Consider the following 22,092-nt stretch of genomic DNA (forward strand, 5'->3'; position numbering starts at 1 on the left):
CCACGGAGTCCATCATGCCGCACAACACCCTAGACACCCTCAAGAATTTCAAGATCGGCAATAAATCCTGTCAGTACTATTCGCTGCCGGCGCTGGGCAAGTCCCTCGGCATCGACGTGCAGCGGCTCCCGGTTTCGATCCGCATCGTGCTGGAATCCGTGCTGCGCAACTGCGACGGCAAGAAGGTCACCGAAGAGCACGTCAAGCAGTTGGCGAACTGGCAGGCCAATGCCAAGCGCGAAGACGAAATTCCTTTCGTGGTGGCCCGCGTGGTGCTGCAGGACTTCACCGGCGTGCCGCTGCTCGCCGACATCGCCGCCATGCGTTCCGTGGCCGACAAGATGGGCAAGAGCCCCAAGAGCATCGAGCCGCTGGTGCCGGTGGACCTGGTGGTGGACCACTCGGTCATGATCGACTACTTCGGCACCAAGAATGCGCTGGACCTGAACATGAAGCTGGAATTCAAGCGCAACCAAGAGCGCTACCAGTTCATGAAGTGGGGCATGCAGGCGTTCGACACCTTCGGCGTCGTGCCTCCGGGCTTCGGCATCGTCCACCAGGTCAACCTGGAATACCTGGCGCGCGGCGTGCACCTGGACAAGAAGAACAACGTCTACTACCCGGATTCCCTGGTGGGCACCGACAGCCACACCACCATGATCAACGGCATCGGCGTGGTGGGCTGGGGCGTGGGCGGCATCGAAGCCGAGGCCGGCATGCTGGGCCAGCCCGTGTACTTCCTGACCCCCGACGTGGTCGGCGTGGAACTCAAGGGCAAGCTGCGCGGCGGCGTCACCGCCACCGACCTGGTGCTGACCATCACCGAAATGCTGCGCCGCGAGAAGGTGGTGGGCAAGTTCGTCGAATTCTGCGGCGAAGGCACCGCCAGCCTGTCGGTGGCCGAACGCGCCACCATCGGCAACATGGCGCCGGAGTACGGCGCCACCATGGGCTTCTTCCCGGTCGACGAGCGCACCATCGACTACTTCCGCGGCACCGGCCGCACCGAAGACGAAATCGCCGCCTTCGAGGCCTATTTCAAGGCCCAGAAGATGTTCGGCGTGCCCAAGGCAAAGGACATCAATTTCACCAAGCTGCTGACGCTGGACCTGTCCACCGTCGCGCCGTCGCTGGCGGGCCCGAAGCGTCCGCAGGACCGCATCGAGATCGGCAACGTCAAGAACACCTTCATCGACCTGTACTCCAAGCCGGTAGCTGAAAACGGCTTCAATCAGCCCGCCGAAAAGCTGGGCCAGACCTTCACCACCAGCGCTGGCACCCAGGTCAAGAACGGCGACGTCCTGATCGCCGCCATCACGTCCTGCACCAACACCTCCAACCCCAGCGTGCTGCTGGCGGCCGGCCTGCTGGCCAAGAAGGCCGTGGAAGCCGGCATGACGGTGCCCAAGCACATCAAGACCTCGCTGGCCCCCGGATCGCGCGTGGTCACCGAATACCTGACCAAGACGGGCCTCCTGCCCTACCTGGAAAAGCTGGGCTTCGACGTGGCCGCCTACGGCTGCACGACCTGCATCGGCAACGCCGGCGACCTGACCCCGGACCTGAACGAAGCCATCACCGGCAACGACCTGATCTGCTCGGCCGTGCTCTCGGGCAACCGCAACTTCGAGGCCCGCATCCACCCGAACATCAAGGCCAACTTCCTGGCCTCGCCCCCGCTGGTCGTGGCCTACGCCCTGGCCGGCACCGTCACGCGCGACCTGATGACCGAGCCCGTGGGCCGCGGCAAGAACGGCGACGTGTGGCTGGGCGATATCTGGCCGACCACCGAGGAAATCGAATCGCTGCTGAAGTACGCCCTGGATCCCAAGGCCTTCGAGGCCAACTACGGCCAGGTCAAGAGCAATCCCGGCCAACTCTGGGAGAACATCAAGGGCGTGACCGGCGACACGTACAACTGGCCTGATTCCACCTACATCGCCGAGCCGCCCTTCTTTGACGGCTTCGGCATGACGCCGGGCGCGATGCCGACGGTCAAGAACGCCCGTGCGCTGGGCGTGTTCGGCGACTCGGTCACCACCGACCACATCTCGCCGGCCGGCTCCATCAAGGAGACCTCGCCCGCGGGCAAGTGGCTGAAGGAAAACGGCGTCATGAAGGCCGACTTCAACAGCTACGGCTCACGCCGCGGCAACCACGAAATCATGATGCGCGGCACCTTCGCCAACGTGCGCATCAAGAACCTCATGATTCCGGCGCTGCCGGACGGCAGCCGCTTCGAGGGCGGCGACACCCTGTTCCAGCCCACCGGCGAACAGATGTCCATCTATGACGCAGCCATGAAGTACGTCGGCGCGGGCACCCCCACCGTGGTGTTCGGCGGCGAAGAGTACGGCACCGGCTCGTCGCGCGACTGGGCGGCCAAGGGCACCCAGCTGCTGGGCGTGAAGGCCGTGATCACCCGCAGCTTCGAACGCATCCACCGCAGCAACCTGGTCGGCATGGGCGTGCTGCCCCTGCAGTTCAAGGGCGCGGACAGCGTGCAGTCGCTGGGCATCACCGGCGAGGAAACCTACGACATTTCCGGCCTGGAAAACGGCATCAAGCCGATGCAGGACGTGACGCTGACGATCACCCGCAAGGACGGATCGAAGCAGGACGTCACGGTGCTGCTGCGCATCGACACCCCGATCGAGGTGGACTACTACCAGCACGGCGGCATCCTGCCCTTCGTGCTGCGCCAGCTGCTGGCTGCCTGATCTCCTGACAGGCAAGGCAATGGCCCGGGAACCGCGAGGTTCCCGGGCCATTTTCATTGCGGCCTGCGCGGCGCCGCGGCCGCGCTTGGGATCAGTCCGCGAACTCGTAGGCATCCATCGCCAGCGCGCCGTAGGAGATTTCGTCGGTCAGGCGCCGGAAACCGGCTCCGCCCGCACCCAGCGCCACATACAAGGGCATCAGGTGGTCGTCGTGCGGATGGGCCTGCGCCGCGCCCGGCGCCTGGGCCTCCCAATCCAAGAGCGCCGGCAGGTCATGGCCGCCCAGCTTGTCCGCGTACCACTGCTGGAAAGCCGGCACGTAAGGCAGCGCGGGCGCGTCTTGCGGCATGCGCACGTGGCGCAGGTTATGCGTCAGCGAACCGGAGCCGATGACCAGGATGTCTTCGTCCCGCAGCCGGGCCAGCGCGCGGCCCAGTTCCAGTTGGCCAGCCGCGTCGCGCCCCATGTCCAGGGACAGTTGCACCACCGGCACGTCCGCTTCCGGATAGAGGTAGCGCAGTGGCACCCAGGCGCCATGGTCCAGCGGCCGTCGGGGGTCCAGGTCTGCAGCGATACCCGAGTCGGCCAGCAGGGCCTGCACCCGCGCCGCCAACTCCGGCGAACCGGGGGCTGTGTACTGCAATTCATAGAGTTCCGGCGGAAAGCCGCCGAAATCGTGCCAGGCCACCTGGCGGTCGCGGGTGGACAGCGCCAGGCCCTCGCCCATCCAGTGCGGCGAGACCACCAGGATGCCCTTGGGCTTGCGGCCCTGCTCGGCGCTCCAGGCGGCGAGCGCCGGGCCGGTCAGTCCGGGTTCCACGGCGAGCATGGGGGATCCATGGGATACGAAAAGCGTAGGCCAACGCATGGCGGTGCCTCCTGATATTGAATAGATGGCTAGATTTTCCGCCGATTCTTCTCAGCAATAAACCCCTTGACTCGGCATTATCTGTTGCTTATTTAGCATCAATCACTCCGTGGCGCCGTTGTTGCGCCCCGCCGCCGGAGGTGCGCGCCGCCGTCCGCGCCGGGCGTTAAACTACACAGTTGCACACTTACTGGACGCTCCCCGAAGTTATGGCCCGATCCCGCAGCCAATCCGCTCCCCGCCTCACCCGTGACGCCGCCAAACTGGTCGCGCTTGCCCAGGCGCTCAACCGCTCGGGCAGCCGCCTCGAAGACGTGTTCTGGGAGAACCAGCTTGGCGTAGCGATTCCGAAGCTGCTGAAGGCGGGGCAGGATGCCCCCCTGGAAGCGGCCCTGGACCACCTCGCCCAGAGCGACGTGGGCGCATACGAGATCCTGATCGAACAGGCCGAAACCCTGTCCGAATCGATGAAGATCGAGAAAAATGGCGTCCACTACGACATTTTGCTGGTCGTGGCCCCCATCGTCGCCTGGACCCGCTACGCCATTCCGACCGGCCCGATCGCCGCCGGCGCGCAACAGGCCCTGATGGCGCAATTGCATGGGCATGTCCTGTCCAGCAAGGCCCGCAGCTCGCTGATGCCGATGCTGGTCAGCGTGGACCAGATGCCGCGCACCTTCTCCGAAACCTGGCAATGGCTGCAGCGCCTGGGCACCCAGGCGCTGGGCGCAGAAACCGCCAAGCCCGCCTTGAACACCGAGACCGAAACGGCCAACATGCTGGCCGATACGCGCTACATCGTGGCGGCCGTCGCGGTGCCCGAAGGCGAGCCGATCTTCCGCTGGCAGGAACAGCTGGGCGAAGCCGACGCCAGCCGCGATGCCTGCCAGGAACAATGGGCGGCGCAGGCCCAGCCGACCCTCGCCAATCTGCTGCCGGGCTGCGGTTTCGAAGCCCTGCTGCCCGACGCCTACTATGTCAGCAACCGTGAAGCCGACCGGCGCGTGCGCCCGCTGTCGCTGCGTGCAGCGGTCAGCTGGCTCGAGGGCGCGGTCAGCCTGGAAGCCTCCCAGTTGCGCGCGGTGGTGGCCGGCTGCGGCGAAAGCCGCATCGACGAGTACCGCATCGGCTTCACCGCGCGCAGCAGCAACGACGTGTACTACGGCTGCGTCTGGCCGCTGTATGGGCGCGAGGAAGACCTGCCGGCTGACGAAGGCCAGCCCGACGTGGTGGACGAGATCGCCGCGCTGCTCAAGGAATACGGCGTCACTGAAGTGCGCCGCATCCCCGGCGTGCTGCCTCCCGAGTACTGTGAAGACTGCGGCGCGCCCTACTTCCCGAATCCGCTGGGCGAACTGGTGCACGCCGAACTGCCCGAGGACGCGGAAGCCTCGCCGGCCAAGTTCCACTAGGCGGCAATGCAAGCGGACATCTTCTGCCTGGTCGTCGACAACTATGGCGACATCGGCGTCTGCTGGCGGCTGGCGCGCCGGTTGGCGCACGGCCGCGGCTGGGATGTGCGCCTGTGGGTCGACGACCTGGCCAGCTTCGCCCGCATCCAGCCCGGGATCGCCACGGATAGCCCGCGCCAGCAACTGGCGGGCATCGACATCGTGCACTGGACCGAATCCCCGGATCCGGGGCTCGCCGCGCGCGATGTGGTGATCGAGGCATTCGCCTGCGATCCCCCCGAGGCATTCCTGGAGAGCATGCGGCGTGAGCATCCGGCCTGGGTCAACCTGGAATACCTGAGCGCCGAGTCCTGGGTGGAAAGCTGCCACGGCCTGCCCTCGCAGCGGCCGGACGGGCTGGTCAAGCACTTTTTCTTTCCCGGCTTCACCAGCGCCACCGGCGGACTGCTGCGCGAGCCGGGCCTGTCGGCGGAGCGCGACGCCCTGCAGACATCGCCGCAAGACCAGGAAGCCTTCCTGCGGTCGCTGGGCGTGCCACAGGACCTGCTGTTGCGCCGCCGCGACGGCGCGCGCACCGTGTCCCTGTTTTGCTATCCGACGGCGCCGGTAACGGCGCTGGCCGAGGCTCTGGCGGCGGATCCGCGGCCCACCCTGCTGCTTGCCCCCGAAGGCGTGGCCCCCGGGCTGGAAGCTGCCTGCGCGGTGCCGGGCGCGCCGGCGGTGGCCCGGCTGCCCTTCGTGGCGCAGCCGGATTTCGACCGTCTGCTGTGGTGCTGCGACCTGAATTTCGTGCGGGGCGAGGATTCCTTCGTCCGCGCCGCCTGGGCCGCGCGCCCGCTCGTCTGGCAGATCTATCCCCAGGACGAAAACGTGCATCTGGAGAAACTGGAAGCGTGGCTGGCGCGCTATCCGGCCCCGGAAACCGCCCAGACGCTGATCCGGGCCTGGAACGAGCCGGAAACGGGCGCAACCGCTGCGGCGCTGTCTGCCGCCCTGGCGCCAGCCGCCTGGGGGGACTGGGCCGCCGCCGCGCGGGCCTGGGACGCAAGCCAGGCGGCGCTACCGGATCTTGCCGAAAATCTGGCTGATTTTTGCGCAGACTTGGCCAAGAAACGTTAGAATAGAGAGTTTTCCGAGCGCCCTGTATTTGTCGGGCCTCAACTATGACGCCTCCCGGGGTGTGCACGAAGCCGCTAGAAGCTATAGCTGCGGCGGCTTTTTGCAAGCACGGCGAGTGCACCCATCACCCCCGGAGTTTTATCGATGAAAACCGCTCAGGAATTGCGAGTCGGCAACGTGGTCATGGTCGGCAAGGATCCCCTCGTGGTCCAGAAAGCCGAATACAACAAGTCGGGCCGTAACGCCGCTGTTGTGAAGCTGAAGTTCAAGAACCTGTTGACCGCCTCGGCCAGCGAATCGGTCTACAAGGCCGACGAAAAGTTCGAAGTCGTCCAGCTCGACCGCAAGGAGTGCACCTACTCCTACTTCGGCGACCCGATGTACGTCTTCATGGACGAAGAGTACAACCAGTACGAAATCGAAGCCGAAAGCATGGGCGACGCCCTGAACTACCTGGAAGAAGCGATGCCCGTGGAAGTGGTCTTCTACGACGGCCGCGCCATTTCGGTTGAACTGCCCACGACGCTCGTGCGCGAAATCACCTACACCGAACCCGCCGTGCGTGGCGATACCTCGGGCAAGGTGACCAAGCCCGCCAAGATCAACACCGGCTACGAACTGAACGTGCCGCTGTTCTGCGCCATCGGCGACAAGATCGAAATCGACACCCGCACGAACGAATACCGCAGCCGCGTCAACAACTGATCCGGCAAGCAGGCAAGAAAAAGCCAGACCTTCGGGTCTGGCTTTTTTATTGCCGTCTGCCTGACCAATCTTGCGGCCCTTGCTTGAAGGCATATAGCCGGACCACATGGGACTTGCCCCCAGTCCCAAATTGGGACTAACATTGCGCTATGCGACTCATAGCCTTAAGCACCCTCCGCCAGTTCTGGGAAAGGTACCCAGCGGCAGAACAACCCCTCAAGGCGTGGGTGGACGAGGCCAGCAAGGCGCAATGGAAGCAGCCTGCGGATATCAAGGCTCAGTATCGCCACGCCAGCATCCTGAAGAATCGGCGTGTGGTGTTCAACATCAAAGGCAATGATTTCCGCCTGATTGTGGCAATCGCATTCAACTTGAGCATCGTCTACGTGAAGTTCATCGGCACTCACGCGGAGTACGACAAGATTGACGCCGAAACCGTGGAAATGGAATGAACATGGAAATCCGCCCCGTACATACCGAGGCCGATTACAAGTCGGCGCTCAAGGAAATCTCCCGGTTGATGGAGTCTGATCCTGAACTGGGCACACCTGACGGTGACCGCCTGGACGTGCTGGCCACCTTGGTGCAAGCGTATGAAATGAAGCACTATCCGGTCGATCTGCCAGACCCTGTCGAGGCCATTAAATTCCGGATGGAGCAAGGCGGCCTGACCCCTAAGGATCTGGAGCCTATGATCGGCAAGCGCAACCGTGTATACGAAGTGCTGAACCGCAAGCGCGGTTTGACATTGCCAATGATCTGGCGTTTGCACACCGAGCTCGGCATTCCCGCAGAAAGCCTTATTCGGCCACCGGCTCACGCCTAATAACTGAAACGCGCTCATTCATCGACGACTTCCTGACGAAGCGGAATGCTTGCGCTGACCGCGGCAACACTCTGCCTAAGCTGGAGAACTGCGACTGTGGAAATTCGCCGTGCAAAGCTGGTGCCCGAGTTGCTTGTCGCAGATATCGCGGCAAGTCTGCAATTCTGGGTTGGTCTCTGTGGATTCTCGATCATGTACAGCCGCGAGGAAGACGGCTTCGTATATTTGGACCTCGACGGAGCACAAGTCATGCTCGTCGAACGGCGCGGCGACAACGGTTGGATCACAGGTCCGTTGAGCGTGCCGCTGGGCAGGGGAATCAATTTCGAAATCGATGTGCCCTCTGTGGAGCCCTTTCTTGCCGCGCTTGCTAACGCCAAATGGCCCCTGTTCCGGAATCCGGTAGAGCAGTGGTATCGGGGCAATGACGTTGAAATCGGCGTGCGCGAGTTCCTGGTTCAGGACCCTGATGGTTATCTGCTGCGCTTCTCGGCCAAGATCGGTGAACGCAGGCATACCACCTGACATTCCGTACGCCCGTTCCCCTGTCCGAATCGGCTAGGGGCGGCGCAGCGGGTCACTGCAGGCGCTCGTCGTCCAGGAAATCCGGCACCGCCATGACGTCGATGCCGTCCTCGGCCAGCGATTCGCGTTCTTCGGGCGTTGCCGTGCCGCGGATGGGACGGTCGTCGGCATCGCCTTCGTGGATGCGGCGCGCCTCTTCGGCGAAGCGCGGCCCGACGTTTTCGGTGTTGCGCAGCAAGGCGCGCACCTGGCGCATGACGACTGCCTGCAATGCGGCCATTTTTTCCGCGTCGGACGCGTTGGCCGGCAACGCCGGCGGCTGGGCGGCTGGCGCGTGCAGGTGGGCGACGTTCAGGCGCGGCGCGGACAGCCGCTTGGTGATGCTGGCCGAACCGCAAACCGGGCACGTGACCAGGCCACGCGCCTGCTGCGCGTCATAGTCTTCGTGCGAACCGAACCAGCCCTCGAAAATGTGGCTGTGTTCGCACTGGAGGTCGAAAACTTTAAGTGCCATGGCGTCTATATGGGGTGCAACTCCCAGAATACAAGAAAGCGCCCCAGGGCAGGCGCTTAGCCCCTGCGTGCGCAATGCCTATTCACGGCCGGCCAAGACAAAGCGGGCCCGCAGGCCCGCTACTCAGCCTGCCCTGCGGGTTACTTGCCGCGGTTCTGGGCCGCCGGGTTCCCCACTTGCGCCTGCTGCGCCTGCAAGGCGTCGATCTGGCGTTGCAGATCGCGCAATTGCTGGCGCACGTCCTTCTGCTGGTCAGCCAGCGCCGTGGCTTCCTGGCGCGACTGCTCCTGGCGGGCCGCGACCTGCTCTTCCTGCTGCAGGCGCACCGCGCGGTCGGCCTGCAGGGTGCTCAGTTCGGCGCTGCGGCTGGCCAGCAGCTTCTCGGCGTGCGCGTATTCAGCCTGCATCTTGATGCGCTTGATGTCCACCTCGGCCAGCTCGGCGGATTGGGCGACGAAGGCGCGGTAGGTGGCTTCGGCCTGCTTGTCCGACTTGCTCTTCACCACGCGCCAGAAATCCTTCTGCTGGAACAAGGCAACGTAATAGGTCAGGTCGTCCGGCTTGAACAGCAGGCTGGCGCCGTAGGTGCCGTTATAGGCAGTACGCAGCTCCGACACCTGGCGGCTTTGGATCAGGCCTTGCAGCTCCGACAGCGTGGATGCCGGACGCGCGGCGGGCGGCGGCGCGGGGGGAGTCACGGGCGTGGAGGCCGCCTGCGTGTCCTCGACCTGTTTAACCGTGGCCCGGGGCGCTTCGGATTGTGCGCTGGCGCAAGCGGCCAGGCCGGACAGGGCCGTGCCCAACAGCGCCATGCGGGCGGCGCCACGGATAAATTGGACGTTCATGCCTTCCCCAAAAAAATCGTTGCGGAACTATAGCAATTTATTTCGGCCGGGACAGACCCGCTTACATGCGCCGGCTCCGCAACTGTCGCCCACTACGGGGCATTACCTATTGCGTGTTCACATCGTCGTCTCGGCGAGACCATCGGCGGGTTCTCCCTGGCCCGTCCCGAGTTGCAGCTTGCGCATTTTTTCCCACAACACCTTGCGGCTGATGCCCAAGGTGTGGGCGGTATCCTGACGGCGCCAGCCGTTGGCGTCCAGCGCCGCCAGCACGCGCTCGCGTTCTGCGCGCTCGGCATCGGTGAAGGCGGCGGGCTCGACCCTCGCGGCGGCCGAGGCTGGAGCAGAGTGCAGCGGCTCGGCCAATTGGTCGAAGATGCGTTCGATGCGCGGCGGGTCCCAGGCCTGGAGCTGCCGCCGCACGATCGCGACGCGCTCGGCCACGTTGGACAGTTCACGCACATTGCCCTCGTAGCGCGTGCGCGAGACGCGCTCCAGCAACCACTGCGGCGGTTCGTCCTCCACGCCCAGGCGTTGCAGCAAGGCGCGGAAGATCGCCGCCTTCTCCTGCGGGCCGCGCTGCTCCAGGTTGGGTATGCGCAGTTCGATCACCGCCAGCCGGTAATACAGGTCCGCGCGGAACTCGTCCTGCCCCACCAGCACGCGCAAATCCTTGTTGGTCGCGGCGACCAGGCGGAAGTCCACCGGCACTTCCACGGTCGAGCCCAGTCGCGTCACCGTGTTCTGCTCCAGGACGCGCAAAAGCTTGACCTGCTGGTACAGCGGCAGGTCGCCGATTTCGTCCAGGAACAGCGTGCCGCCGCTGGCCTGCTCGAAATACCCCTTGTGCGCGCCGATCGCGCCGGTGAACGCGCCCTTGGCATGGCCGAAGAAATGCGCCTCGAACAGGCCCTCCGGAATGGCGCCGCAGTTGACCGCCACGAAGGGGCCGTCGAACCAGGCGGCCTGCTCATGCAGCAGGCGCGCAATGCGTTCCTTGCCCACGCCGGTTTCACCATGGATCAGCACGTTGCTGCGGCAGTCTGCATACATGTCCACTTCCGCCAGCAGGTCCCGCATGGTCGCGGAGACGGCAATCAGCGGCTGTTCGCGCCGGGGCGCGGCGCGATTGAGTTGATTCAGCGTGCCCAGCAGCTCATACAACAGCTTGCGCAGGTCCGCGGTGGTGAAGGTCAGCGGCAGCGTGTAGGAGTATTCCGGCGGGTAGTAGCGCGGGTCGCGACCGCGCGCTTCCGCGGCGACCCAGATGACCGGCAGGCCTTGGGCCGCCAGCCAGTCGTAGCCGCTGAAGCGCTTGTCGCCCATCACCGACACCGACACCAGGGCCACCGCAGGCCGCGCCAGGTCGCGGGGCGGCGGAAACGCGGTGCCGGCATCCGCCCGCAGCAGCGACACGTCCATGCCCGCCAGGCAACGCTCGGCGCGGCTGGCAATGTCGGAGGTGCCTTCCCAGACGTACACGTCGAATTCTTCGCGCGCGAAATTCTGGCTCATCGCTTGGACCATGCGGGGATGGAAAGGACAGGGGTCAGAGGCTTCATCATCAATACACCAGGCGGGGTTTGCCGCAATCCACGGAAATCAGCGCTACGTCGGTCTGGCCCACGCTCAGGCCCAGCACATTAAGCAGTTGCTGCAACGCCACGGACAACGAACTCAGCAAGGGATCCAGCAGCACCATGACGACCGACAGCACGCCGCCCACCTGCCCGCTGCCGTTCAAGGCCAGCGCGCCGACGGCGTTGACGCGGCACTGCCGGATCGCGTCCGGCACCAGCGCCAGCGCGCAGGTCACGTCGCTGAGGGGGGCCAACAAGAGCGAGTTCAGGATGCCGCCAACCAGTTGCAGCGTGCCGCCCAACACCCCCGTCAAGCCACCCGTGGTCAGACGCGCCCCGAGCTGGTCCATCGCCGTCTTGGACCACTGCATGTCGTTGACGACCTTGGAGATGGTCTTGCCGGCGTTGTTCTTGTCTCCGCCCACCAACTGCGTCGCCAGCTCTGTGCGTTGCGTTTCGGTCAGCGGGGTGCCGGTGTTGAACAAATCCCCCAGGATGCCCCCGATCAGCGCGTCCGTCAGGTTGGAGGCCAGCTTGGACAGGTCCACGTTGGTGGCATTGACGGTGGCGGTGGCGTTGGGCGATGGCGGCGCAGTGAGCGTCACCGACACGGGCGCCGAGGAACTGAACACCGGCAGCGTGAACCGGGCGGTAAGCGGCAATATGCCCAGTACGTTCAAGACCTGATGCCGTCCTATGGCGCCGAATGCGCTGGGCTCGCAGCGGTTCGTGAGCGACTGGAAATTCGCGGCGCTCGGGTCGGTGGCTGACGCCATGCCGGGGAAGCGGCCCAGACAGACGCTGGCCGCAGCCGACGTCACATCGATCATCGCCTGGTTCTCGGCCAGCGGCGCTTCGCACAGCTTGCGCAGCGTACCTGTGGATTGCGCCACGTCGATGATGATGGGCAGATCCACCTTGGTATTCAGGGTGTTGGCCAGCAAGGGCCCGACCAGCGGGATGTTGCCGGTGTTGACGCGCAGATACACGCGTATGCCGGCGCTGATGGCTTGCGCGCCGACACCGCCCACGCCCACGGCAGGCGGCTCGACGATGCGCACCCGGGCGTCCAGGCCCAGCAGCGGCACGCTCAGCCCCAGATTGATCAGGTTGCTGCCGTTGGCGATGGCCAGTCCGGTTTCCAGGATGTTCAGCGCGTTGACCTGGGCCTGCAAGGCAGCGGTGGGGTCGCCGCCCACCACGTTCAGATTCAGCACGCCGCCATCGCCGAACAGCTTCACAGGCAGGTTTAGCGGCATCAAGTCCAACACCGTGTTGATGGCTTCGCTCAACAATCCGACATCGGCGTTGGCGGTTCTCTGCTTGTCGATGACGCTCAGCGTGGCGCGCAAGAGCTGACCCAGGGTCAGGTTGCTCAGCGCCGTCAATTGCTCGGGCGTGCCCACGCCCGCAGCCACCGACAGCGGCAGGCCCAGCGCCTCCAGCAGGCCGGCCGGCGTAATGCCGACATTGGCCAGGCCGGCGGCGTCCAGCACGTCCAGTTGCGTGGGCGACGCCCCCACCGTGGCCAGCAGCTGCGACAGCAGGCCGCCGCGTTCCAGGCGCAATAGCCGCGACCCCACTGTGAAGGTCGCCACGGGTTGGGTGTTGGTCGCCACCGCCGCCACCGACGCCGTGACGCCGCCCACGCCAGGGATAAGATTGGCCAGTTGCTTGCGCGCGGCTACCCGCACTGCGTTATAGGCCTGCCCGCCCGCCGCGTCGAAGACGTGCATGCCGGAGGGATCGGACCGCGTCGGATCCCACACCTTGCATTCCACCGTGAAATCGGCGGCCGTGAACGCATCCAGGATGTTCGGCACATTGGCCAGGGCGGAAGCGCGGCCAGCGGCGGCGGCCCGGGCGCAATCCGCGCTGGAGCCCAGGCTCAGCACCTGGACGGCCGACAGCGCCGCCAGGTCCGCCGCCTTCTGCATTTCGCGCTTCATGTAGAAGCCGTAGCCAAGCTGCAGCACGCCGAGCAACACCACCCCCACCAGCACCGCGAAGACGACGGCGACGGTCATGCTGCCGCGTTGCCGCGACGGCGAGGAAGGATGTGGACGGCCGGCTGACATGCTCTTGCGACTCCATACCCGCATGCGGCGGGGAATACCAACGCCCGGAACCTATTGGACGTTGGGAATTTCCACATTCCGGTCGAACCACACGGGAATGGGATGCTTGAAGCTCTCCAGATAGCGGTTCCAGGCGGCGGTAGACACCGGCCCCAGCACGGGCAAGGCATTGCCAGCGCGCCGCCCGTCGGCCTGCGCCGCCAGCAGCCCGCGCGTCACGTCGCCAAAGCCTTCTTGCGCCGCAGGCGCGGCGGCGGGCGCCTGCGGCAGCGGAGTCTGCACCTGCTGCACCACGGCCCGCTCCGGCATGGCGGACACAGGTTCCGGCGCCGATACGGCGGCAGGCGCCTGAGCGGACGGCGCGCTGCCCGCGGCGCCCGACATGCTGCCCGTCAACGGCGCATTGGATTGCGCCAGGACGGCCGCGGGCGCCTGCGCCGCAAGCGCGCAGGCCACGATGAACAAGGCGTGCTGGGTCGAATGGGACATGGCAGTCTTCCTCAAAACGGGGTTAGCGCACGATGGGTCCGTTACCCAAGCCGTCCATCAAGGGGCTCATCAACGGCATGACGGCCTGTTCGCCGCTGGACACCCGGGTGGCAGGCGCATAGGAAGCGCCCGCCGCCGGGGCCAGCTGGCCGCGGATCTCGGCGGCCAGGCGCAGCACCTGTCCGCGCGCCTCTTCATTCAGTTGCGCCCGCTCCATCAGGCGCTGCGCCTTGAGCGGATCGCCCTCGACCAGCAGCAACACCGCGAGGTTCGCCAGCACCTTGCCGCTTTCCGGCGTCAGTTCGGCCGCCTGCCCCAGCGGCACGCGCGCGCCCGCCGGATCGCCCGCGCGCAGGCGCGCATAGCCCAGGTCGCCCAGGATGCGCGCGTCCATGGGAGCCAGCTTGGCCGCCCGCGAAAAATAATCGGCCGCCTGGTCGAACTGCCCGCGCGAACCGGCGATCAGACCCAGGCCGTGCCAGCCCTCGGCCGCCTGGTCGGTGGCGGTAAGCGCGCGATAGGCCTGTTCGCTCAGCGCCGCCTGCCCGGTCTGGCGCAGCGCCTCGGCGCGCAGCACGGCCACGCGCGCGTCGTTGCCGTACTTCTGCTGATAGCCGTCGATGTACGCGAGCGACGCGAAATAGCGTTCCTGGCGTTGCGCCTCGACGATCATGGACAGCATCATCTCGGGTTCCTTGGGCCGGCTCTTGCTCTGGGCCTCGTCCTCCTTCTGCCGCAACAGCGCCTGCTCCTGCTGCTGTTGCTGGATCAGTTGCCAGGCGGATTCCGCGTTGTTGGTCTTGCATCCGCTCAACCCCGCGCCCGCCGCCAACACCGTGACGACAAGCACGCAGCGCCATGCGCGCGAGCTGCTTTCCGTTGCGCCGTTCATTACATCCCCCCCATGCGCGACAAACCGCGCAACACCGCGATGAACCCAGCCCCGCCCGTCACGATCAACAGCGCGGGCAATAGCGTCACGATCATGACCCCGGTCATCTTGACCGTGGTCTTGCCCACCTTCTCCTTCAGTTCCAGGCGCCGCTTGTCGCGCAGGCGTTCGCCGAAGCGGTTCAAGGGCTCCTGCACCGCGCCGCCGTGCTGGTCCACCTGCGCGATCAGGCGGCAGATGGCGGACAGGTCGTCGTTGTCGAAGCCCGTGGCCATCCTGGCCAGCGATTGTTCGCGCGTGCGGCCACGCACATAGAGCTCGGACGCCAGCCGCAATTCGAATGACAGCACCGGCAGCACCTGGCCGAACTCCTTGACCAGCACCTGCAGGCTCTGGTCGATCGACAGGCCCACGCCCTGCAACAGGCGCAGCAGGTCAATCAGCAAGGGCAACTCATCGGCCGCTTGCCTGCGACGGCGCGCCAGGCGCCGCTGCACGATCCATTTGGGCAGCATGTAGCCGACAGCGAAAGCCACGAAGGCCACGACAAAAGCGCCCAGCGGCATATCCGGAAGATGCTTGTGCCAGTCCAGCATGACCGCCGCCACGGGCAGCAGAATCGCCAGACCAAGCCGGATCAGGACAAAGCGCGAACGCGCGGTGCCGGGGTTGGCATAGCCGGCCATGTCCACCAGCTTGCGGTCCTCGGCGGCCAGCAGCGCATCGGCCAGCCGGCCTTCGCTCAGGCGCTTGCCGAATGTGTCGGCCGCCCGCGCGGCCGCCGCCAGCCTGCCCTGCCCGCCTTCGCTGCGCGCGGCCGCCGACGCCCTCGCGCCGTCGCGCGCGGCCAGCGCCTGATCCACCACCTGGCGACTGCGGCCTTGGCTGCGCAGGCGCCGCGCCATGCCCAGGCCCAGCACCACCAGGCCAGCCGCCACCAGCATCAGCGCCATCGCCAGCACGGTGGAAGCGTTCCAGGATTGCAGGATTTGCATGGCGCCCCTCCGGTCAAATGGCCTTGGCCATGCGATAGAGCCAATAGCAGCCGCCGATCTGCAGGCAAACCGCGGTCAGCAGCATCCTGAAGCCTTGCGGGTCCTGCCACAGGCCCATGAACAAGTTGTTGTTGGCGACGATGATGAAGCCCGCAATGCCCACCGGCAGCAAGGCCAGAATCCAGGCTGACAAGCGGACCTCGGCCGAACTGGCGGTCAGTTCATTTCGCGCCTGCGCCACGTCGCGCATGAAGGCCGCCATGCGTTCCAGCACCTGGTCGCTGCGGCCGCCGAAGCGCAGGGCCAGCGACACCACCGCCGCCACCATGTACAGCTCCTTCAGCCCATACAGGCGCGACACGTGCGCCAGGGCCGCGTCGAGCTCCTTGGAGCGGCTAAGGCCGGCCGCCGTCTCCACCACTTCGCGCAAAGGTTCGTCGGCAGCGGCGGCGGCCGTCTGGAACGCGGCGCCCATGCTGTTGCCGATGGTGAGCAGGCGCACGATGTTGTCCAGGAACGCGGGCAGCTGCGAGATCATGCGCCGCTGGCGCTTGTCGGCCTTCAGCCACAGCAGGAAGTAGGCGAACACCGCCAGCAGTAGCAGGGTCACCGCGCCGGAAAGCGCCCCCAGGAATGTCCATGCCAGCGCCGCGCCGACCACGACGGGAAGCGCGATGCGCACATACAAGCCGGCGCTTTGCCGCAGGCCGGCCAGGCGCAGCAAGCGGTCCCAACCGGAAAACCCGCTGCGGAACTCACGTGTGTTCTCAGCGAAAGGCGCGTCGGCGGCGGCCTCGTCGCGGCCCCGCTGCAGCTGGCTCTCCAGAAAGGCGGAACTGGCCGCCCGGCGGGCGCGGCGGTCGGCATGGCGCCACAGCAGCACCGCTCCTATGGCCAGCACCACGGCCAGGCTCGCAAGCGCCAGGGCTTCCTGCATCAGCGCCTCCTGCTCCAGAATCCGCCACCCCCGCCATCGCGGTCGTCCGGCGGGTTGTCGCTGGCGCGCGCCTCGTTGCGCAGCTTGGCCAGCTTGGGCGTGTGAGGATGAATGCCCAGCCAGTTCCAGCGATCTTTCTCCTCGCCATCCTGCGTTGCGTAGGATTCGTGGCGATAGAGTTCCTGGGTGGAGATCACGTTGTCGCCCATGCCCGTGATCTCGGTCACCGACAGCACGCGGCGCTTGCCGTTGGACAGGCGGCCGATCTGCACGATGAAGTCCAGCGCGCTGGCGATCTGCCTGCGCAGGCTGTCCTCGCTGCCCTGGAATCCGGCGAAGCCGGCCAGCATCTCGATCCGGTACAGGCATTCGCGCGGAGAGTTCGCATGGATGGTCGCCATGGATCCCTCGTGTCCGGTGTTCATGGCCTGCAGCATGTCCATGACCTCGGCGCCGCGCACTTCGCCCACCACCACGCGGTCCGGCCGCATGCGCAGGCTGTTGCGGATCAGCTCGCGGATGCTGACGGCGCCGCTGCCGTCAAAGCCGCCCTGACGCGACTCCAGCCGCACCACGTGGGGATGGTTGAGCGACAGTTCGGCGGTGTCCTCCACCGTCACCACGCGTTCCGTTTCCGGAATGAAGAACGCCAGCGCGTTCAGCAGCGAAGTCTTGCCCGAACTGGTGCCGCCGGACACCAGGATGTTGCAGCGGTTCTTCACGGCCTCGTTCAGCAGCCGGTAGATCTCTTCATCGAAGCTGCCCAAGGTCAGCAGGTCCGCCGGCTTGAGCGGGTCCTGGCGGAACTTGCGGATCGACACCATGGGGCCGTCGACCGCCAATGGTTCGATCACCACGTTCAGGCGGCCGCCGTCGGGCAGGCGCGCGTCCACCATGGGGCTGGATTCGTCGAGCCGCCGGCCGATCGGCGCCAGGATGCGGCGCACGATGCGCAGCACATGCTGATTGTCGGTGAAGCGCAGCGTCTCGCGGGCCAGCACGCCGCGGCGCGAGACGAAGACATTGTCATAGCCGTTGATCAGGATGTCCTCCACGGCCGGGTCCGCCAGCAGATCCTCCAGGGGGCCCAGGCCGGCCAGTTCCTTGGTCAGCGCTTCGGCAATGGCGCGCATTTCCCCTTCATTGATCGGCACCCGGCGCAGGCGTACGAAGCTCGCGACCTCGATGTCCACGAATTCCTGGATCGCCGACCTGGCCCAGCGGCCGAACTCCGCACCCAGCTCCTCGATGCGGGACAGCAGGTGCTCGTACGCCGCCGTCTTCACTTCCTGGTAGCGGTCCGACGCCGAAAAGCCTTTGTCGCCATCGCCGCCGAACTCTATCGTCGCTGTCATGATCATGTCGGATCCCGTAGCCGTCCGTCTGTCTGTCCGTCAACCGACCACCATGCGGCGGTGCACGCCGGGCAGCCAGGTGGCCAGCCAGCCTGCCCGCCCGCCAGGCGAGTTCTCTTCGGCGCACAGGCGTTCCGCCAGCGCCTGCACCGCGCGCACGTAGACATCGCGTTCGGCCTCTTCGTGCAGCAGATGGCCCCGGTTCGTGCACACCATCAAGGGCAGTGTGCGGTCCGGCAGCGTGCCCACCAGTTCCAGCTGGAAGCGTTCGGCGATCTGCTGCGCCGTCATGCCGTAGCGTTCGTCATAGCGGTTGACGATCAGGCCCAGGCTGCGCCGGTCCACGTGCTGCTGCTCCAGCTCCTGCAGTACGCCGGCCAGCGACACCAGCGCGCCGACGCTCTGGTCGGTCACGATCCAGTTCAGCTGCGAGGCGCGCGCCAACCCCGACACGAATTCGGGATTGCTGAAACCGCCCGCATCGGCCACCACGACCGAGAAGTGCTGGCGCATGCGCTCGAACACCAGCAGCGAATCCGACTGCGACACGTCACGCATCTGGCCCAGGTCTCGCGGCAGCGACAGCACGCTCAAGCCATTGGCCGTATGCGCCATGGCCGATCCCAGCAGCGTCGAGTCGAGGCGGCGCAGGTTGCGGGCCGCCTCGGCGAAATCGAAGTCACCGCCGATATTCAGATAGAGCTGGCAATCGCCCACGGGCCAGCCCAGGTCCATCAGCGCCACGCGGCTGGACAAGGGCAGCGGTTCGCCGGAAGGCTTGGCCGCCTTGGCTCCCAAGGCAGCGGCGCGCTGGCCGTGCGCAAGCTTCAGGCGGTCCTGCACCATGCCCGCCAGATGCACGGCCAGGGTGCTGGCGCCCACGCCCGGACGCGCGCCCAGCAGCACGACGCTGCGGCGCGTGCCGTCCATGCGGCCATCGGACGGCCGGTCGAGCAGGCGCAGCACCACTTCCTTGATTTCCTGCGGCGCAACCGAGGGATCGACAAAATCGCTGACGCCTGCCCGCAAGGCGGCGATCGCCCCTTCCGGCTGGCTCAGGAAGCCCACCGCCACGCGCGGCAACGTCGGCGCAATGCGGGCCAGCAAGCGCGCCAGTTCGGCGGACTTGAACAGTTTGCCGGGCTCGTCGTCGCTCAGGGTGAAGTCCAGGAACACCACCTGCGGCGCGATCTCCGTCAGGCGCCGCGCCAGTTCCTCTATGCGCGGCGATTCCTGGGTCAGCATCCCCAGGTCGCCCAAAGCCTGTCCCAACTGCGCCGCAACCGCGTTGCCCTGGGAGCAGAACAGGAACCGCGTGCCGTTTTGCAGGCCCACCCATTCGCTGGCATGTGTCTTCATATTGCTCACCGTGAAAAGCCCGGCATCTGCTGGCCGCCCACCGGGCCGGTCAGGTAATAGCCCCAAGCGTTGAATGCCGTGTCCGTCTGTTCCTGCTTGGCTCCCGGCAGCGGCAGGGCCACGCCGCGCGCGATGGGGCGCACCAGGCGCGGCGTCACGACGATGACCAGCTCGGTGTCCTCCTGGGAGTAATCAACGCTGCGAAAGAACGCGCCGATGATGGGCAGGTCGCCCAGCATGGGCACCTTGTTGACCATGGCCTTGGTCTGGCGCGATACCAGGCCGCTGATCACGAAGCTTTCGCCATCGCCCAGTTCCACCGTGGTATCAGCGCGGCGCGTACGCAACGCGGGAATGATGGTGCTGGTGTCCGCGCTGGTATTGATGGCGATGCCGTTGGTGTAGTCGAGTTCGCTGGCCTCGGGCGCGACTTTCAGCGAGATGCGGTCGCGCGAGAGCACGGTCGGCGTGACGGTCAGGCCGATGCCGAAGGGCTTGAAGGTCACATTGACCGTGCCCAGGCCGCCGGCCTGCGGAATCGGCAGCTCGCCGCCGGCCAGGAAACTGGCGCTCTGCCCGGTCAGGGCCACCAGGGTCGGCTCGGCCAGGACGCGCGCCATGCCATTGGTCTGCAGCAGGCGCAGCCGCGCCGCAAAGTTGTTGGAGTCGTAGAACAGCGAGAAACCCGAAGCCAGCGCGCCGCCCAGACTGGCGGGCATCGTGGAGCTGCCGCCGCTCCAGGGGCCGTTGCTGGCCGTGAAGCTGATGCCGGCCGCCTTCATCACCGAGCGCGACACTTCCACGACCTTCACTTCCACCTGCACCACGCCGCCGGCGCCTGCGGTGGACATGTCCACCACATTCTTTTCCCCGCCCACGGCGGATGCTGCCATGGTGGCTGACGCGATCTGCCCCAGCTGCGATTCGGCGTGGCCCGACACCACGGCATGGCCGTCGGCGATGTCCACGTTGGCGCCGCCGCCCAGGCCGCGGCTCGCCAACGCGCCCTGCACGCTGCCGCCGACGCGGACGTTCCATATCTGCGGCGCCGCGTTGTTGCCGGTCCAGACCTGCAATTGCGTGGTGCCGGGCTTCTTGCCATAGAGCAGTACTGAGCCCGCGCGCTTGCCGGAAGCGGGCAATACCTTCACGTCCGCCACATCCGGGTCGCCGATGGCGATGCGCGTGGGTGCGCCGCCATCCAGCATGAGGGTCTGCTGTCCCTTCACCGCCATCGAGATGTCGCGGGCCGGCGCATTCGCGCCTGCCGCGGGCGCTGCGGTCTGTGCCAGGCCTAGGGCGCCATGCATCATCGCTGCCGCGCCCGACAGCAGGCAAATCATGGTGGTGCGCTGATGTTTCTTCATAGTGCTGGACCCGATGATGGAATAAGTCCGGCTGCGGCCAGCGCCTGGTCCGCCCGCAGCCCCGTTCAATAGCGCACGCGCTCGGATTTCTCTCCTCGGATGATTTCCACAGTCCTGCCGCCGCCGGAACCCTGGGGCCGGCCGGCGGCGCGGGCGGCGGGCGCCAGCGCCGCGGCCGTCGTGCCGTCCAGTTGCACCAGGCTCTCGCCGGCATAGGCGCGGTTCGGTCCCGTCAGCAGCGATTCGCGCTGCGCAGGGGTCAAGTCGGCCCGCACCGGCAGCACCGTGCCGCGCTGGGCGAACAACTGCGCGTCGGGCATGCTGTCATCGCCCACCGGGCGCAAAGCCAACTGCAGGCGCCCGGCGCGGCTGGCCAGCATCAGCTCGTTGACGCGATCGACCGGCACGGCCAGCACCGCGGTGCGCGCCGGCTGGCCGGGACCGCCCTGTTGCAGCGCCGACTTTTCGTCCGGCCCTTCCACCGTCGCCTTGCCATATGCCAGCACGCGCACCTGCGACTGCAGCAGGCGGGCCTGGCCGACGGCCACTTCGGCGCTTTTCTCGATCATGAAGAACACGTCCACCATGTCGCCGGGAACGATGCGATTGCCGCCGCCGATCACTTCGTCCACCGCGATGGCGACGGCGCGTTCGCCCGGTTTGAGCTGGCGCGCCAGGCCCTGCGTCAACAGGCTGGGCACTATCGGATCGCCTGCGGCGATGTCGACCTTCGTCACCGCGCCCTCCAGCGGCGCGACGTCGGCAAACCCGCCGGACAGTGCAACCTGCCACTGCGCCACCGTCAGCATTCTTGCGCTGTCGATGCGCGAACCGGCCGGAATCGGCTCTCGCGCCACCACCACCGGATGGAGTTTGAGCGGTTCCGCCGGCGTCGCCGCGACAGGCGCAGGCGCCACGCTGGCCGGGGGACTCGCGGGCGCCGAGGCCAGCCGCCAGGCCACGAAGGCCAGCACCAGGCCCGCCACCAGCAACATGCCCGCGATGATCTTGCTCAGACTGCTCATGGTGTCCCCTGCGATATCTGCACGACGGCCTGCGAATGCAATCTGTTGGGTATCCAGTTCCGGTTCGTGCCCGGCAACGCCGTGATCAGCCCTCGCACGGTCTCCAATAGCGGCCAGGACTGCGTGTTGTAGGTCATGGCGACGGTAGCGCAATCGGCTGGCCTGCCGCCCGCCCCAGTCCATGCACACGGCGCGCGCGTGGTGCTGCACAGCACCGCCGAGCCGGCGGAAAAGGTGCCCATCGCCGCCAGGCAGGCCGCCGCAGGCACATCGGCCTGACCAGTGAAGCGGGCGTAGACCGCGGCGCGCGCGCCGTCGGCCGCGGCGGCGGCCAACTGCTGCTGCATCCAGAACAGCGCGCCGAATCCGACCACGCCGCAGATGAAGAGCAGCAGCAAGGTGAGCGTCAGCGAAAACTCCAACGCCGCGATGCCGCGCTGGCGCTTGCGTGAAGTCTGGCCGGCAGGGAGTTGCACGCAGG

General features: G+C 66.5%; 21 protein-coding genes. 7 read left to right on the forward strand and 14 right to left on the reverse strand.

Annotated features, from left to right (window positions below; genetic code table 11):
• Positions 1-14 precede the first annotated feature (14 nt).
• Complete coding sequence (acnA, locus tag AC1RHV_RS09025) at positions 15-2,720, forward strand: aconitate hydratase AcnA (RefSeq protein WP_054452985.1); 2,706 nt, start codon at positions 15-17, stop codon at positions 2,718-2,720.
• Between the two features lie 91 nt (positions 2,721-2,811).
• On the opposite strand, the gene AC1RHV_RS09030 is transcribed toward acnA, so the two are convergent.
• Entirely contained in the window at positions 2,812-3,588 is a 777-nt protein-coding gene (locus AC1RHV_RS09030; RefSeq protein ID WP_119450010.1) for a DODA-type extradiol aromatic ring-opening family dioxygenase, read from the reverse strand.
• Between the two features lie 209 nt (positions 3,589-3,797).
• Here AC1RHV_RS09030 and AC1RHV_RS09035 point away from each other — a divergent pair, with 209 nt between their 5' ends.
• The 6 genes from AC1RHV_RS09035 to AC1RHV_RS09060 all read left to right on the forward strand — a co-directional run bounded on the left by AC1RHV_RS09035 (position 3,798) and on the right by AC1RHV_RS09060 (position 8,175).
• Entirely contained in the window at positions 3,798-5,000 is a 1,203-nt protein-coding gene (locus AC1RHV_RS09035) for a DUF2863 family protein (protein WP_313388953.1), read from the forward strand.
• A gap of 6 nt (positions 5,001-5,006) precedes the next feature.
• Positions 5,007-6,119 (forward strand): elongation factor P maturation arginine rhamnosyltransferase EarP, encoded by a 1,113-nt coding sequence (gene earP / locus AC1RHV_RS09040; protein WP_492300499.1) that lies wholly within the window; start codon positions 5,007-5,009, stop codon positions 6,117-6,119.
• 144 nt (positions 6,120-6,263) lie between these two features.
• On the forward strand, positions 6,264-6,824 hold the full coding sequence (efp, locus tag AC1RHV_RS09045) for an elongation factor P (RefSeq protein WP_006225610.1): 561 nt from the start codon (positions 6,264-6,266) through the stop codon (positions 6,822-6,824).
• Between the two features lie 149 nt (positions 6,825-6,973).
• On the forward strand, positions 6,974-7,276 hold the full coding sequence (locus AC1RHV_RS09050) for a type II toxin-antitoxin system HigB family toxin (RefSeq protein WP_125471860.1): 303 nt from the start codon (positions 6,974-6,976) through the stop codon (positions 7,274-7,276).
• Entirely contained in the window at positions 7,273-7,650 is a 378-nt protein-coding gene (locus AC1RHV_RS09055; protein WP_054452996.1) for a helix-turn-helix domain-containing protein, read from the forward strand. The genes AC1RHV_RS09050 and AC1RHV_RS09055 overlap by 4 nt, the downstream gene beginning before the upstream one ends.
• Positions 7,651-7,695: 45 nt before the next feature.
• Positions 7,696-8,175: a bleomycin resistance protein gene (locus AC1RHV_RS09060; protein ID WP_244300547.1), complete on the forward strand. Its 480-nt coding sequence runs from the start codon at positions 7,696-7,698 to the stop codon at positions 8,173-8,175.
• 52 nt (positions 8,176-8,227) lie between these two features.
• Here the strand turns inward: AC1RHV_RS09060 and AC1RHV_RS09065 are convergent, their stop codons facing one another.
• From AC1RHV_RS09065 to AC1RHV_RS09125, 13 genes are all read right to left on the reverse strand, one after another.
• Complete coding sequence (locus tag AC1RHV_RS09065) at positions 8,228-8,689, reverse strand: DUF1178 family protein (protein WP_054452999.1); 462 nt, start codon at positions 8,687-8,689, stop codon at positions 8,228-8,230.
• Positions 8,690-8,829: 140 nt separating this feature from the next.
• Positions 8,830-9,534, reverse strand: a complete 705-nt coding sequence (locus AC1RHV_RS09070; protein WP_054453001.1) for a DUF2968 domain-containing protein — start codon at positions 9,532-9,534, stop codon at positions 8,830-8,832.
• A gap of 117 nt (positions 9,535-9,651) precedes the next feature.
• Entirely contained in the window at positions 9,652-11,049 is a 1,398-nt protein-coding gene (locus AC1RHV_RS09075; RefSeq protein WP_054453672.1) for a sigma 54-interacting transcriptional regulator, read from the reverse strand.
• Positions 11,050-11,098: 49 nt separating this feature from the next.
• On the reverse strand, positions 11,099-13,141 hold the full coding sequence (locus AC1RHV_RS09080) for a pilus assembly protein TadG-related protein (protein WP_492300503.1): 2,043 nt from the start codon (positions 13,139-13,141) through the stop codon (positions 11,099-11,101).
• A 102-nt stretch (positions 13,142-13,243) separates the two neighbouring features.
• Positions 13,244-13,681: a DUF3613 domain-containing protein gene (locus AC1RHV_RS09085; RefSeq protein ID WP_054453004.1), complete on the reverse strand. Its 438-nt coding sequence runs from the start codon at positions 13,679-13,681 to the stop codon at positions 13,244-13,246.
• 22 nt (positions 13,682-13,703) lie between these two features.
• Positions 13,704-14,573 carry a tetratricopeptide repeat protein gene (locus AC1RHV_RS09090; RefSeq protein WP_054453006.1) on the reverse strand — a complete coding sequence of 290 codons (870 nt, stop codon included), beginning with the start codon at positions 14,571-14,573 and terminating at the stop codon, positions 13,704-13,706.
• Positions 14,573-15,568: a type II secretion system F family protein gene (locus AC1RHV_RS09095; RefSeq protein ID WP_175181773.1), complete on the reverse strand. Its 996-nt coding sequence runs from the start codon at positions 15,566-15,568 to the stop codon at positions 14,573-14,575. Before AC1RHV_RS09095 ends, AC1RHV_RS09090 begins: the two co-directional genes overlap by 1 nt.
• Before the next feature lie 13 nt (positions 15,569-15,581).
• Positions 15,582-16,505, reverse strand: coding sequence for a type II secretion system F family protein (locus AC1RHV_RS09100; RefSeq protein WP_054453011.1), 924 nt, complete (start codon positions 16,503-16,505; stop codon positions 15,582-15,584).
• Positions 16,505-17,866 carry a TadA family conjugal transfer-associated ATPase gene (locus tag AC1RHV_RS09105; protein ID WP_054453013.1) on the reverse strand — a complete coding sequence of 454 codons (1,362 nt, stop codon included), beginning with the start codon at positions 17,864-17,866 and terminating at the stop codon, positions 16,505-16,507. The genes AC1RHV_RS09100 and AC1RHV_RS09105 overlap by 1 nt, the downstream gene beginning before the upstream one ends.
• A 33-nt stretch (positions 17,867-17,899) precedes the next feature.
• A complete protein-coding gene (locus AC1RHV_RS09110) occupies positions 17,900-19,228 on the reverse strand; it encodes a pilus assembly protein CpaE (RefSeq protein ID WP_175164483.1) in 1,329 nt (442 codons plus the stop codon).
• On the reverse strand, positions 19,225-20,586 hold the full coding sequence (locus AC1RHV_RS09115; protein WP_125471893.1) for a type II and III secretion system protein family protein: 1,362 nt from the start codon (positions 20,584-20,586) through the stop codon (positions 19,225-19,227). Before AC1RHV_RS09115 ends, AC1RHV_RS09110 begins: the two co-directional genes overlap by 4 nt.
• Positions 20,587-20,651: 65 nt before the next feature.
• Positions 20,652-21,611: a Flp pilus assembly protein CpaB gene (cpaB, locus tag AC1RHV_RS09120; protein ID WP_054453017.1), complete on the reverse strand. Its 960-nt coding sequence runs from the start codon at positions 21,609-21,611 to the stop codon at positions 20,652-20,654.
• Positions 21,608-22,087: a TadE/TadG family type IV pilus assembly protein gene (locus tag AC1RHV_RS09125; RefSeq protein ID WP_258956160.1), complete on the reverse strand. Its 480-nt coding sequence runs from the start codon at positions 22,085-22,087 to the stop codon at positions 21,608-21,610. The genes cpaB and AC1RHV_RS09125 overlap by 4 nt, the downstream gene beginning before the upstream one ends.
• Positions 22,088-22,092: the final 5 nt, after the last annotated feature.

The organism is Achromobacter sp. GW823-FHT04E03, assembly GCF_058796095.1.

Excerpts from the sequence above, each read along its gene's own strand:
- AC1RHV_RS09055 (WP_054452996.1), top strand. The coding sequence starts at position 7,273 with ATGAACATGGAAATCCGCCCCGTACATACCGAGGCCGATTACAAGTCG.
- AC1RHV_RS09070 (WP_054453001.1), bottom strand. The coding sequence starts at position 9,534 with ATGAACGTCCAATTTATCCGTGGCGCCGCCCGCATGGCGCTGTTGGGC.
- AC1RHV_RS09075 (WP_054453672.1), bottom strand. The coding sequence starts at position 11,049 with ATGAGCCAGAATTTCGCGCGCGAAGAATTCGACGTGTACGTCTGGGAA.
- earP (WP_492300499.1), top strand. The coding sequence starts at position 5,007 with ATGCAAGCGGACATCTTCTGCCTGGTCGTCGACAACTATGGCGACATC.
- AC1RHV_RS09090 (WP_054453006.1), bottom strand. The coding sequence starts at position 14,573 with ATGAACGGCGCAACGGAAAGCAGCTCGCGCGCATGGCGCTGCGTGCTT.
- acnA (WP_054452985.1), top strand. The coding sequence starts at position 15 with ATGCCGCACAACACCCTAGACACCCTCAAGAATTTCAAGATCGGCAAT.
- AC1RHV_RS09035 (WP_313388953.1), top strand. The coding sequence starts at position 3,798 with ATGGCCCGATCCCGCAGCCAATCCGCTCCCCGCCTCACCCGTGACGCC.
- AC1RHV_RS09030 (WP_119450010.1), bottom strand. The coding sequence starts at position 3,588 with ATGCGTTGGCCTACGCTTTTCGTATCCCATGGATCCCCCATGCTCGCC.
- AC1RHV_RS09085 (WP_054453004.1), bottom strand. The coding sequence starts at position 13,681 with ATGTCCCATTCGACCCAGCACGCCTTGTTCATCGTGGCCTGCGCGCTT.
- AC1RHV_RS09095 (WP_175181773.1), bottom strand. The coding sequence starts at position 15,568 with ATGCAAATCCTGCAATCCTGGAACGCTTCCACCGTGCTGGCGATGGCG.
- AC1RHV_RS09050 (WP_125471860.1), top strand. The coding sequence starts at position 6,974 with ATGCGACTCATAGCCTTAAGCACCCTCCGCCAGTTCTGGGAAAGGTAC.
- AC1RHV_RS09060 (WP_244300547.1), top strand. The coding sequence starts at position 7,696 with ATGCTTGCGCTGACCGCGGCAACACTCTGCCTAAGCTGGAGAACTGCG.
- cpaB (WP_054453017.1), bottom strand. The coding sequence starts at position 21,611 with ATGAGCAGTCTGAGCAAGATCATCGCGGGCATGTTGCTGGTGGCGGGC.
- AC1RHV_RS09105 (WP_054453013.1), bottom strand. The coding sequence starts at position 17,866 with ATGATCATGACAGCGACGATAGAGTTCGGCGGCGATGGCGACAAAGGC.
- AC1RHV_RS09115 (WP_125471893.1), bottom strand. The coding sequence starts at position 20,586 with ATGAAGAAACATCAGCGCACCACCATGATTTGCCTGCTGTCGGGCGCG.
- AC1RHV_RS09065 (WP_054452999.1), bottom strand. The coding sequence starts at position 8,689 with ATGGCACTTAAAGTTTTCGACCTCCAGTGCGAACACAGCCACATTTTC.
- AC1RHV_RS09100 (WP_054453011.1), bottom strand. The coding sequence starts at position 16,505 with ATGCAGGAAGCCCTGGCGCTTGCGAGCCTGGCCGTGGTGCTGGCCATA.
- efp (WP_006225610.1), top strand. The coding sequence starts at position 6,264 with ATGAAAACCGCTCAGGAATTGCGAGTCGGCAACGTGGTCATGGTCGGC.
- AC1RHV_RS09080 (WP_492300503.1), bottom strand. The coding sequence starts at position 13,141 with ATGACCGTCGCCGTCGTCTTCGCGGTGCTGGTGGGGGTGGTGTTGCTC.